This is a genomic window from Limobrevibacterium gyesilva (genome assembly GCF_025989185.1).
Lineage (GTDB): Bacteria > Pseudomonadota > Alphaproteobacteria > Acetobacterales > Acetobacteraceae > Limobrevibacterium > Limobrevibacterium gyesilva.
The window spans coordinates 77981-89697 of record NZ_JAPDNT010000014.1; the positions used below are offsets into that span (position 1 = coordinate 77981).

Annotated in this window: 11 protein-coding genes; 6 read left to right on the plus strand and 5 right to left on the minus strand. The window is 70.7% G+C overall.

Translation table 11 applies throughout. The features are described from left to right. Positions 1-31: 31 nt before the first annotated feature. From OL599_RS15815 to OL599_RS15835, 5 genes are all read right to left on the minus strand, one after another. Positions 32-1354, minus strand: a complete 1323-nt coding sequence (locus OL599_RS15815) for an ABC transporter ATP-binding protein (protein ID WP_264714783.1) — start codon at positions 1352-1354, stop codon at positions 32-34. 14 nt (positions 1355-1368) lie between these two features. Continuing rightward, the gene (locus tag OL599_RS15820) at positions 1369-3093 is read right to left on the minus strand and encodes an ABC transporter permease (RefSeq protein WP_264714784.1); all 1725 of its coding nucleotides are present in this window, start codon (positions 3091-3093) and stop codon (positions 1369-1371) included. 85 nt (positions 3094-3178) lie between these two features. Beyond that, positions 3179-3640 carry a dUTP diphosphatase gene (gene dut / locus OL599_RS15825; protein WP_264714785.1) on the minus strand — a complete coding sequence of 154 codons (462 nt, stop codon included), beginning with the start codon at positions 3638-3640 and terminating at the stop codon, positions 3179-3181. Then, on the minus strand, positions 3637-4848 hold the full coding sequence (gene coaBC / locus OL599_RS15830; RefSeq protein WP_264714786.1) for a bifunctional phosphopantothenoylcysteine decarboxylase/phosphopantothenate--cysteine ligase CoaBC: 1212 nt from the start codon (positions 4846-4848) through the stop codon (positions 3637-3639). Before coaBC ends, dut begins: the two co-directional genes overlap by 4 nt. Then, positions 4836-5600 (minus strand): class I SAM-dependent methyltransferase, encoded by a 765-nt coding sequence (locus OL599_RS15835; RefSeq protein ID WP_264714787.1) that lies wholly within the window; start codon positions 5598-5600, stop codon positions 4836-4838. The genes coaBC and OL599_RS15835 overlap by 13 nt, the downstream gene beginning before the upstream one ends. 30 nt (positions 5601-5630) lie before the next feature. On the opposite strand from OL599_RS15835, the gene mutM reads away from it, so the two are divergent. From mutM to OL599_RS15865, 6 genes are all read left to right on the plus strand, one after another. Beyond that, positions 5631-6470 (plus strand): bifunctional DNA-formamidopyrimidine glycosylase/DNA-(apurinic or apyrimidinic site) lyase, encoded by an 840-nt coding sequence (gene mutM, locus OL599_RS15840; RefSeq protein WP_264714788.1) that lies wholly within the window; start codon positions 5631-5633, stop codon positions 6468-6470. A gap of 44 nt (positions 6471-6514) precedes the next feature. Next, the gene (locus OL599_RS15845; RefSeq protein WP_264714789.1) at positions 6515-7291 is read left to right on the plus strand and encodes an enoyl-CoA hydratase; all 777 of its coding nucleotides are present in this window, start codon (positions 6515-6517) and stop codon (positions 7289-7291) included. 171 nt (positions 7292-7462) lie between these two features. Continuing rightward, positions 7463-7732 carry a 30S ribosomal protein S20 gene (gene rpsT, locus OL599_RS15850; protein ID WP_264714791.1) on the plus strand — a complete coding sequence of 90 codons (270 nt, stop codon included), beginning with the start codon at positions 7463-7465 and terminating at the stop codon, positions 7730-7732. A 515-nt stretch (positions 7733-8247) separates the two neighbouring features. After that, positions 8248-9699, plus strand: coding sequence for a chromosomal replication initiator protein DnaA (gene dnaA / locus OL599_RS15855; RefSeq protein ID WP_264714798.1), 1452 nt, complete (start codon positions 8248-8250; stop codon positions 9697-9699). Between the two features lie 239 nt (positions 9700-9938). After that, the gene (gene dnaN, locus OL599_RS15860) at positions 9939-11063 is read left to right on the plus strand and encodes a DNA polymerase III subunit beta (protein WP_264714792.1); all 1125 of its coding nucleotides are present in this window, start codon (positions 9939-9941) and stop codon (positions 11061-11063) included. Then, on the plus strand, positions 11056-11717 hold a 662-nt coding region (locus OL599_RS15865), incomplete at its 3' end, for an AAA family ATPase (protein WP_264714793.1). The genes dnaN and OL599_RS15865, both read left to right, overlap by 8 nt.

Below are 11717 nucleotides of genomic sequence, written 5' to 3' on the forward strand. Positions count from 1 at the left end.
CAAAAGTGTGTTCCGTAGCTGAGCGGTTTCGTTACGCAGTGGCGTCCATGTCCTCCAGGATGAACTGGTCGGACTCCTCATCGTAGCTGAACAGCTCGGCATAGCGGCCCCAGCTGATGATCGCGTGCAGCGTCTCCTCCGCCCAGTCCGGGGACATGTGGTCCTCCAGCTCGTCGCGGAAGCGCACGGCGGCGGCGCGGTGGTTCCAGCGCTCCTCCAGCGTGTGGCGGATGACATTGACCAGCGGCACATGGGCGCGCAGGGCGGCCGCGAACAGCGCCTTGCGCGTATCGGTGTCGGCCAGCGCGAAGGTCCGGCCGGTCTCGTTCAGGCGGACGTCGCCCTCCTCCAGCTCGCCGAAATGCAGGATCTGCAGCGCCTCGCCCAGCGGCAGCAGCTCGTCGGCTTCCATCTGCAGCGAGGCGGCCAGTGCGGGCAGGTCGGCGCGGCCGTCATAGGGCGGTGCCGCCAACGTCTCGATCAGGCCGGCCAGCACGTTGGTGGACACGTGGTGCAGCTTGGTCGCGAAGCCGGACCGGTCGGCCAGGGTCTGCAGGCTGGGCACCGGCTTGGGCGCGCGGCGGGTCATCAGCGCGTAGATGTCGTCCACCATCTGGCGGAAGGCCGGGTCCAGGCGGTTGCGCGGATGGCGGAACGGCACCCGCAGCTCGCTTGCGACCCGGCCGGGGTTGGAGGCGAACACCAGGATGCGGTCGCACATCAGCACCGCCTCCTCGATGTTGTGGGTCACCATCAGGATCGACTCGATCGGCAGCTTGCGCTCCATCCACAGGTCGATCAGGTCGGTGCGCAGCGTCTCGGCGGTGAGCACGTCCAGCGCGCTGAACGGCTCGTCCATCAGCAGCAGGCCGGGATGCACGACCAGGGCGCGGGCCAGCCCGACGCGCTGGCGCATGCCGCCGGACAGTTCCTTCGGATAGGCGCTCTCGTAGCCGCCCAGGCCGATCAGGTCGATCGCCTCCTCGGCGCGTTTCTCGCGTTCCTCGCGGGGCACGCCCTGCGCCTCCAGGCCGAGCTCCACGTTCTCCTGCACGGTCAGCCAGGGGAACAGGGCGAAGCTCTGGAACACCATGGCGATCCCTTCGGCCGGGCCTTGCACCGGGGCGCCGCGCCACAGCACCTCGCCGGACGTGGGTCTCAGCAGGCCGGAGACGATGCGCAGCAGGGTGGACTTGCCGGAGCCGGAGCGTCCCAGCAGCCCGACGATCTCGCCGGCCTGCAGCGACATGTTCACGTCCTCGAGCACCACCAGGTCGGCGTTGCTCTCCTTGTGATAGGCCTGCCGGCAGGCGCGAACCTCCAGCAGGGCGGGCTTGGTGGCGGTGGCGTCCATCGCGGGATCCCCTTTCAGCCGGGCGTGGCGCGGCGGCTGGCATAGGCGTAGAGCGGCCGCCAGATCAGCCGGTTGCAGGCCAGCACGTAGAGCGACATGACCACGACGCCCAGCACCACCTGGTGGAAATTGCCGGCATCGGTGGCGTTGGCGATATAGGCACCCAGGCCATGGGCCGCGAGCCTGGTGTCGCCCCAGGACGCGACCTCGGCGACGATGGCGGCATTCCACGAGCCGCCCGAGGCGGTGATGGCGCCGGTGACGAAATACGGCAGGATCCCCGGCAGGATGACGCGGCGCCACCACAGCAGGCCGCCGACGCGAAAATTCGCCGCCGCCTCGCGCAGGTCGCCCGGGAAGGCAGCGGCGCCGGCAATGACGTTGAACAGGATATACCACTGCGTGCCCAGCACCATCAGCGGCGTGAGCCAGATGTCCGGGGTGAGACGGAAGGCAACGATCAGCACGACGAAGGGCGGAAACAGCAGGTTGGCCGGGAACGCCGCCAGGAACTGCGCGACCGGCTGAACCCGCCGCGCCCAGGCGGGCCGCAGCCCCAGCCAGACGCCCACGGGCACCCAGATCGCGGCCGCCAGCACCATCAGCACGGCCACGCGCAGCAGCGTGATGGCGCCCAGCAGCATGGCCGTGCCCAGATCGGCCCAGCTGAGCGCCTCGGCGACGTACTCCACGATCTTCCCCACGGACCAGGCGACAACGGCGACGACGACGGCGCCGAACACGATGTCGCCAAGCCGCCGGCGCGCGCGCGGGCGGGCGGTGGCCCGCTTCGGCAGCGACCAGGGCAGGCCGGTGACCGTGCCGAAGGCCTGGCCCATCGCCTCGCCGGCCACGCGCAGCACATGGGTGCGGCGCAGCAGGGCGAGCATCCAGGGGTCCTCGGCGGTGACGCCGGCCGTGGTCTCGAAGCGGAACTTGGCGGACCAGGCGACCAGCGGACGGAACAGCAGCTGGTCGTAGACCAGGATCACCAACAGCATGGCCAGGATCGCCCAGAACACCGCATGGATGTCCTTCTGCTCCAGCGCCAGCGCCACGTAGGAGCCGATGCCCGGCAGCTTCCAGTTGTTGTCGCCCAGGGTGATCGCCTCGGACGCCACCACGAAGAACCAGCCGGCGGACATCGACAGCATGGTGTTCCACACCAGGCCGGGCATGGCGAAGGGCACCTCCAGGCGCCAGAAGCGCTGCCACCCGGTCAGCCGGAAGCCACGGCTGGCCTCGTCGAGATCGCCGGGGATGGTGGTCAGCGACTGGTAGAAGCTGAACGCCATGTTCCAGGCCTGGCTGGTGAAGATGGCGAAGATGGCGGCCAGCTCCAGCCCCAGCACGCGGCCGGGGAACAGGCCCATGAAGAACGCCGTGGTGAAGGTCAGGAAGCCCAGGATCGGCACCGACTGCAGGATGTCGAGCAGCGGGATCATGATCAGCCCGGCGCGGCGGCTCTTCGCGGCCAGCGGGGCGAAGGTGAAGGTGAACAGCAGCGAGGCCGCCAGGGCCGCGAACATGCGCATCGTCGTGCGCAGCGCGTATTCCGGCAGGCGCCAGGGGTCGAGGCCGATCGCCGCCTGTTCCAGCGCCGTCAGCGGCACGAAGGTGCCGCGCGCGGCGCTGGCCACGGCCACCAGCGCCCCCACCACGCAGAGCAGCGCGGCGACGTCCCAGATATTCGGCAGGCGCCGGACCGCGATGCCGGCCGTGGTTGCGGTGCTGGACATCGGCAGGTCCGTGAGGTTGCAGGCAGCGGGGCGGTGTTAGCCCAGGCCGCCCCCGCGTGTCACCGGGCCGAAGGTGGCAGTTCCATTAAGGTGCGGGTTTGCCGGAGCCGGTGCTGCCGAAGCCGTTGGCGCCGCGCACGGTCTCGTCCAGGGTTGCGGCCTCGCGCCAGGCCACCCGCACCACCGGCGCCAGCACCGCCTGGGCGATGCGCATGCCGCGCTCGACCGTGAACGGCTGGTCGCCGGCGTTCATCACGATCACCTGCAGCTCGCCGCGGTAGTCCTCGTCGATGGTGCCGGGGCTGTTGGGCAGGACGATGCCGTGCTTGAGCGCAAGGCCCGAGCGCGGGCGGACCTGCAGCTCGTAGCCGGGCGGCAGCGCCAGCGCGAGGCCGGTCGGGATCAGCGCCCGCCCGCCGGGCAGGATGGTGACGGGCGCGGCGACGGCGGCCAGCAGGTCCATGCCCGCCGCTCCCGCGGTGGCGTAGGATGGCAAAGGCAGCCCGGCGCCGTGCGGCAGGCGCATGACGGTCACGGGCACGCTCATGCCAGCGCCTGCGCGATGCGGGCGGCGAGGCGCGCGGCCACCGCGTCCTTGCCGAGCCGCGGCCAGTCCTCGATTCCCGTCTCGGTCACCAGATGCACCTCGTTCTCCGATCCGCCCATGATGCCGGTGGCGGGATTGACGTCGTTGGCCACGATCCAGTCGCAGCCCTTGCGGCGGCGCTTGTCCTCGGCATGGCTTCGCAGCTCGTGGGTCTCGGCGGCGAAGCCGACCACCAGGCGCGGCCGCGCCGGGCCGGGCCGCGAAACGGTCGCGAGGATGTCCGGGTTCGCCACCAGCTCCAGCGGCGGCGGCGCGCCGCCGGGCGTTTTCTTCAGCTTCAGCTCCGCCGCATGCGCCACCCGCCAGTCGGCGACGGCGGCGGCGAACACGGCCACGTCGGCCGGCAGGGCGGCGGCGCAGGCTTCCAGCATCTGCTGCGCCGTCTCGACCGCACGCAGCGCCACGCCGGCGGGCGTGGGGATGGACACCGGGCCGCTGACCAGCGTGACCCGTGCGCCCAGGCCGGCCAGGGCGGCGGCGATGGCGTGGCCCTGCCGGCCGCTGCTGCGGTTGGCGATGTAGCGCACCGGGTCGATCGGCTCGTGGGTGGGGCCGCTGGTGACCAGCGCGTGCCGGCCCGCGAGCGGCTTCGGGCCGGACAGCATGGCCTCGATGGCGGCCAGGATGACGGGCGGCTCGGCCAGCCGGCCGGGGCCGAACTCGTTGCAGGCCATGGCGCCCTCGTCGGGCCCGACCACGCGCACGCCGCGCGCGGCCAGCGTGGCCATGTTCGCGTGCGTGGCGGCGTGGGTCCACATGCGCACGTTCATCGCGGGGGCCACCAGCACCGCCTTGTCGGTGGCCAGCAGCAGCGTGCTGGCAAGGTCGTCGGCGAGGCCCGCGGCCATCTTGGCCAGGATGTCGGCGCTGGCCGGCGCAACCACCACCAGGTCGGCGCTGCGCGAGAGCTGGATATGGCCCATCTCGCTCTCGTCGGTCAGCGAGAACAGGTCGGTGTAGACCCGCTCCTCGCTGAGCGCCTGCAGCGACAGGGGGGTCACGAACTGGGCGCCGCCGGCGGTCAGCACGCAGCTGACGGCGCAGCCGGCCTTGCGCAGCAGGCGGATCAGCTCCAGCGCCTTGTAGGCGGCGATGCCGCCGGAGACGATCAGCAGGACGCGCTTGCCCGAGAGGTTCACAGCCGCCACCCGCTATGGATCGCGGCGATGCCGCCGGAGAGGTTGCGCACCCGCACCTGCGACAGGCCGGCATCACGCATCATGGCGGCCAGCGTCTCCTGGTCGGGGAACATGCGGATGCTCTCCGCCAGGTACTGGTAGCTGTCGGCGTCGCCGGCGATGGCCTGGCCCAGGCGCGGCAGCACCTGGAACGACCAGGCATCGTAGAGCGGCACCAGGGCCGCCACCTGCACCCGGCTGAACTCCAGGCACAGGAAGCGGCCGCCGGGCTTCAGCACCCGCCGCGCCTCGGCCAGCACCGCCGGCTTGTCGGTGCAGTTGCGCAGGCCGAACGCCATGGACACGGTGTCCACCGAGCGGTCCGGCAGCGGCAGGCGCTCGGCGTCGGCGGCCAGGAAGGACAGGCCGGCGGCGAAACCGCGGGCGAGCGCGCGGTCGCGGCCGACAGACAGCATGGCGGCGTTGATGTCCGACAGGATCGCCGGGCCGCCGCCGCCGGCCAGCCAGCCGAAGCTGATGTCGCCGGTGCCGCCGGCGAGATCGAGCAGGCTGCGGCGCGGGCGCGGATCCAGCGCGGTGATGAAGACCCGCTTCCAGGCGCGGTGGATGCCCAGGCTCATCAGGTCGTTCATGAGGTCGTAGCGCGGGGCCACGCTGTCGAACACGGCGCGGACCAGCGGTTTCTTCGCGTCCTTCGGCACCTGGCGGAAGCCGAAATCGATCACGTCGCCGGCGCGCGATGCGGGAGGGTTGTCGGTCATGCCCGCAAGTGTATAGCGTGCGATCCTCTCATGCCGGAACTCCCCGAAGTCGAAACCGTGATGCGCGGACTGCAAACCCGGCTGGAAGGCCGGGTGATCCGGCGCGCGGCGGTGCATCGGCCGGACATGCGCTGGCCGTTCCCGCCCGGGCTCGCCGGGCGGCTGACCGGGGCGCGGGTGGACGGCTTCCGCCGGCGGGCGAAATACATCCTGATGCGCCTGGACGGCGGCGACAGCGTGCTGATCCATCTCGGCATGTCCGGCCGCATGCTGATCGGCCCGGCCCTGCCCAACGCGGTGCCCGCGCACGAGCACCTGACGCTGGAGACCGACGACGGCTGGCGTGTGGGCTTCGTCGATCCGCGCCGCTTCGGCTCGGTGGATCTGGTGCGCACCGAGGCCGAGGACGCGCACCGGCTGCTGGCCGGGCTGGGGCCGGAACCACTGGACGACGCGTTCGACGCGGCAGCGCTGTCGGCGGCGCTGGACGGGCGCTCCACCCCGATCAAGGCGGCGCTGCTCGACCAGCGCACCGTGGCCGGGCTCGGCAATATCTATGTGTGCGAGGCGCTGTTCCGCGCCGGCATCAGTCCGCGGCGGGTGGCCCATACGGTGGCCGGCGCCCGCGCAGCGCGGCTGGTGCCGCAGATCAAGCAGACTCTGGCCGAGGCGATCGCCGCCGGCGGATCGAGCCTGCGCGACTTCGTCCAGCCGGACGGGGAGCTGGGCTATTTCCAGCATGCCTGGAAGGTCTATGGCCGCGAGGGCGAGGCCTGCGCGCAGTGCCCCGGGCTGCCGGACTGCGCCGGCGTGCGCCGGATCGTGCAATCCGGCCGCAGCACGTTCTATTGCCCGCGCACGCAGCGCTAGCTAGAACCGCGGACCCTCGACAGCCCCCGTACGGAGAGCGCCCCATGGCCGGCCCCGAAATGATCCTGGTGGAAACGCATGGCCGCGTGGGCCTGGTCCGGCTCAATCGCCCGGCCGCGCTGAATGCGCTGTGCGACCAGCTGATGGACGAGCTGGGCGCGCAGCTGCTGGCCTTCGACGCCGATCCCGCCATTGGCGCGATCGTGCTGACCGGCTCGGAGAAGGCGTTCGCCGCCGGGGCCGACATCAAGGAAATGAGGGACCGCGCCTACCCGGCGGTGTTCACCGACGACTTCATCGGCAAGCGCTGGGAGACGGTGCTGCGGGTGCAGAAGCCGGTGATCGCGGCGGTGGCCGGCTTCGCCCTCGGCGGCGGCTGCGAGCTGGCGATGATGTGCGACTTCATCATCGCCGCCGACAGCGCGAAATTCGGCCAGCCCGAGATCAATCTGGGCGTTATCCCGGGCGCCGGGGGCACCCAGCGGCTGACCCGCGCCGTGGGCAAGGCGAAGGCGATGGACATGGTGCTGACCGGCCGCATGATGGATGCCGCCGAGGCCGAGCGCAGCAACCTGGTCAGCCGCGTGGTGCCCGCCGACCAGCTGGTGGCCGAGGCCATCAAGATCGCCGACAAGGTCGCCTCGCTGTCGACGGTGGCCACCGCCATGGCCAAGGCGGCGGTGAACCGTGCCTTCGAGACCACGCTGGCGGAAGGCGTGCGGGCGGAGCGGCAGCTGTTCCTGTCGCTGTTCGGCACGCCCGATCAGCGCGAGGGAATGGCGGCATTCGCCGAGAAGCGGAAGGCAAGCTTCCAGCGCTGATGGGGGTTTGCTGCCATGCGCCGGCGACGGAGCATCCGCGTCGGCGCGGGCGAGCGGTTCCTTGACTCCATCATCGTCGGTGCCTATGAGACACGACCTCATGCCGACGGCGCCCGCAGCGACCTGAGCCCTGCGTGCGTCCGCCGTTCACCTGTCGACTGAAGAGATCCCATGGCCAACACAGCTTCCGCGCGCAAGCGCATCCGTCAGATCGAGCGTCGCACCGAGCGCAACCAGGCGCGCAAGTCGCGCATGCGCACCTTCGTCAAGAAGGTCGAGGCGGCGATCGCCGGCGGCGACAAGGAAGCCGCGGCCGCGGCCCTGCGTGTCGCGCAGCCGGAAATGCAGCGCGCCGCCACCAAGGGCGTCGTGCATTCGAACACCATCTCCCGCAAGATCTCCCGCCTGTCCGCACGGGTGAAGGCCCTGACGGCGAAGTAGCCGCCTTCCCGGCGCGATCGCGTCGCCGATCCGCCGGTCTACCGGGAAATGCCCGGGACCGGACAGTGATCCCGGCGGCGGCGAAGCGCGCGTCAGGTACATATCGGGCAGACCTCGCGCACGGCAAGACCGGGCGATAATAGTCGCAAGTAATCGATTAATAATCCATTGTCGCACAGTAGATTTACTGTGCGGTGGACTTTTTTCATTGCCTCGCGGCTGATTTACGCCTAATCATTACTTCGTCAGCAATGACCGTCACGCCGCCGCCTGCGTGGTCCGTGATGCGGCCTTCCTTGCGGGTTCTTGAGTTTTTGCAGCGACGGCCGCGAGCCGCCGCCCAGGGGTGGTGCGTGGTGACGAACAGCAATCGGATCGAAGGGGAGGGCTTTCCATCGCACAGAAAAATTCCCCTCGACCCGGCTTCGCAACCGGCGGCTGAGCCGGCATCGACCGGCTCGGGCTCCGCCAGCGGCGCAGCGGGCAACGGCCATGCCCCCCAGGGTGCGAGCCAGCTGGCCGCCCAGTGGGCGCGCGTGCGCGGCCGCCTGCAGAGCGAGGTTGGCGAGGTCGAATATCGCACCTGGCTGCGCCAGATGACGCTGGTGGGGCTGGACGGCGACGAGATCACCATCCGCCTGCCCACCCGCTTCATGCGCGACTGGGTGCGCACCCACTACCTCGACCGCCTCACCGCGCTGTGGCAGGCGGAGAACCGCGCCGTGCGCCGCGTGGAACTCCTCCGCGCCGGCGGCGGCACACGGGTCGACGGCCAGCCGCCGGAGGCCCCGCAAGCTGACGACCGCGACCAGGCCGCGCCGCCCGAGCCGCCCGCGTCGATCCGCGCCGGCGCGCCCGCCGCCGTGGCCGCAGGTCCCGCCGGGGCCGCGGGCAACGACCGTGGCGAACCGCGGCCGGAGCCGGCCGCCCTGGACGGGCGCTTCACCTTCGACAGCTTCGTCGTCGGCAAGCCCAACGAATTCGCCTATGCCTGCGCCCGCCGCGTCGCCGAGCAGCCGGCCAGCCAGGGCTTCAACCCGCTGTTCCTGTATGGCGGCGTCGGCCTGGGCAAGACCCATCTGATGCACGCCATCGCCTGGGAGCTGACCGACCCGAACCGCGGCGCCGGCACCCGCACGGGGCGCCCTGCCTCGGTCGCCTACATGTCGGCCGAGCGGTTCATGTACCGCTTCATCGCCGCGATCCGCAGCCAGTCGACGATGGAATTCAAGGAGGAGCTGCGCAGCGTCGACGTGCTGATGATCGACGACCTGCAATTCCTGATCGGCAAGGACGCGACCCAGGAAGAGTTCTTCCACACCTTCAACGCGTTGGTGGATGCCGGCAAACAGATCGTCGTCTCCGCCGACAAGTCGCCCTCCGACCTGTCCGGGCTGGAGGACCGGGTGCGCACGCGCCTCGGCTGCGGCATGGTCGCCGACCTGCACGCCACCACCTTCGAGCTGCGCATCTCCATCCTGGAGGCGAAGGCCGCCCGCGCCGGCGTGCCGGTGCCGCAAAAGGTGAACGAGTTCCTCGCCCACAAGATCACCTCCAACGTCCGCGAGCTGGAGGGCGCGCTGAACCGGCTGATCGCGCATGCCAACCTGTTCGGCCGCACCATCACGCTCGAGACCACACAGGAGGTGCTGCACGATATCCTCAAGGCGCATGACCGCCGCGTCACCATCGAGGAGATCCAGCGCCGGGTGGCCGAGCACTACAACATCCGCCTGACCGACATGTCCTCCGCCCGCCGCGCCCGCGCCGTGGCCCGGCCGCGGCAGGTGGCAATGTACCTGGCCAAGCAGCTCACCAGCCGCAGCCTGCCGGAGATCGGCCGCAAGTTCGGCAACCGCGACCATACGACGGTGATGCATGCGGTCGCCCGGGTCACCGAACTGATGGCGCGCGACGCGGCCTTTGCCGAGGACGTGGAATTGCTGCGGCGAATGCTGGAATCGTAGTGCGGCAATTCAGTCCTTACTGACGAAATTCTGAGTCATCACACCGGCTTTACAAGCCTTGCACTCGGCTTATATCCAGACTCCGCGGAACGTTGTCCCGGTGCGGGGCACCCGCCCCCGCAACGTGTTCACCTTTCCGCGTGATTCAGGGGTTGCTATGCTGTCCGACCGAGTCGCGGACCGGGCAGCGCTCCGGCCCGTTATCGCCCCGTGGAGCGCCGATCCCAGAGGATGACGCAATGAAGTTCAAGGCCGACCGCGCGACGCTGCTGAAGGCGCTGGCGCATGTCCAGAGCGTGGTGGAGAAGCGCAACACCATTCCCATCCTCGCCAACGTCATGATCACCGTGCGCGACGGAAAGCTGACACTGACCGCGACCGACATGGAAATTGCCGTGGTCGAGGACGTGGCCGCCAGCACCACCCGCAACGGCGCCTGCACCGCCCCCGCTGCCACGCTGTACGAAATCGTGCGCAAGCTGCCCGAAGGCGCCGAGGTCGAGCTGGACCATCCCGGCGGCGACGCCCAGCTGGCGCTGCGCTCCGGCCGCTACGCCACCAGCCTGGTGGCGCTGCCGACCGAGGATTTCCCGTCGATGACCGCGGGCACGCTGCCCAACCGGTTCGCGCTGCCGGCGCAGGCGCTGCGCGGGCTGATCGACCGCACCCGCTTCGCCATCAGCACCGAGGAGACCCGCTATTACCTCAACGGGATCTACCTGCACGCCGCCGACAGCGACGGGGTGCGCGTGCTGCGCGCCGTCGCCACCGACGGCCACCGCCTGGCGCGCGTCGAGGAGCCGCTGCCCGAGGGCGCCGGCTCGATGCCCGGCGTGATCGTGCCGCGCAAGACCGTCAACGAGCTGCGCAAGCTGCTGGACGAGGTGACCGGCGATGTCGACATCGCGCTGTCGGACACGCGCATCCAGTTCAAGGTCGGCACCATCACGCTGACCAGCAAGCTGATCGACGGCACCTTCCCCGAATACGAGCGGGTGATCCCGCGCGACAACGACAAGGTGCTGCGCGTCGGCAAGAAGGATTTCTCCGACGCCGTGGCCCGCGTGGCCGCGATCTCGTCGGAACGCTCGCGGCCGGTGAAGCTGTCGCTGGCACGCGACCTGCTGGTGCTCAGCGCCGCCAGCGCCGAACAGGGCTCGGCCACCGAGGAGCTGGACGCCGACCGGGTCAAATACGATTCCAGCCCGCTGGAGATCGGCTTCCAGGCGCGCTACCTGAACGACATCACCGACCAGATCGCCGAGCAGGTGGAATTCCGCTTCGCCGACGGCGCCGCCCCCACGGTGGTGCAGGACGCCGCGGATTCGAGCGCGCTGTACGTGCTGATGCCGATGCGTGTCTGATCATGTGCCGGAGGCGCAGCCGGCGCTGCGCCTCCTGCGGCTGACGCTCAGTCAGTTCCGCAACTACGAGGCGCTGACCTGGCGGCCGGCGTCGCGCATCGTCGCGATCTCCGGCGCCAATGGCAGCGGCAAGACCAACCTGCTGGAGGCGATCTCGCTGCTGGTGCCCGGGCGCGGGCTGCGCGGCGCGCGCATCGCCGACCTCGCCCGGCACGGCGCCGCCACCTGGGGCGTGGCCGGCCGCTTCGCCACCCCCGACGGCGAGACCGATATCGGCACCGGCACGCCGCCCGACGGCGCCGCGGACCGGCGGGTGTTCCGCCTGGACGGCGCCGCCCCGCGCAGCCAGGCCGAGCTCGGCGCCCGCGTCGCCGCAATCTGGCTGACGCCGCAGATGGACCGGCTGTTCCAGGAGGGGGCATCGGGGCGCCGGCGCTTCCTCGATCGGCTGGTGTTCGCCCTGGAACCGGGCCACGCCCGCCAGGTGGCGGCGTTCGAGGCGGCCATGGCGCAGCGCAACCGGCTGCTGGCGGAAGGCCGCCATGACCCCGCCTGGCTGGCGGCGCTGGAGGACGGCCTCGCCCGCCATGCCGTCGCCGCCACAGCCGCCCGCGCGGCGCTGGTGGCGCGGCTGAACGGGGCGCTTGCGGCGGG

Excerpts from the sequence above, each read along its gene's own strand:
- OL599_RS15845 (WP_264714789.1), top strand. The coding sequence starts at position 6,515 with ATGGCCGGCCCCGAAATGATCCTGGTGGAAACGCATGGCCGCGTGGGC.
- dnaN (WP_264714792.1), top strand. The coding sequence starts at position 9,939 with ATGAAGTTCAAGGCCGACCGCGCGACGCTGCTGAAGGCGCTGGCGCAT.
- OL599_RS15820 (WP_264714784.1), bottom strand. The coding sequence starts at position 3,093 with ATGTCCAGCACCGCAACCACGGCCGGCATCGCGGTCCGGCGCCTGCCG.
- OL599_RS15835 (WP_264714787.1), bottom strand. The coding sequence starts at position 5,600 with ATGACCGACAACCCTCCCGCATCGCGCGCCGGCGACGTGATCGATTTC.
- mutM (WP_264714788.1), top strand. The coding sequence starts at position 5,631 with ATGCCGGAACTCCCCGAAGTCGAAACCGTGATGCGCGGACTGCAAACC.
- dut (WP_264714785.1), bottom strand. The coding sequence starts at position 3,640 with ATGAGCGTGCCCGTGACCGTCATGCGCCTGCCGCACGGCGCCGGGCTG.
- rpsT (WP_264714791.1), top strand. The coding sequence starts at position 7,463 with ATGGCCAACACAGCTTCCGCGCGCAAGCGCATCCGTCAGATCGAGCGT.
- OL599_RS15815 (WP_264714783.1), bottom strand. The coding sequence starts at position 1,354 with ATGGACGCCACCGCCACCAAGCCCGCCCTGCTGGAGGTTCGCGCCTGC.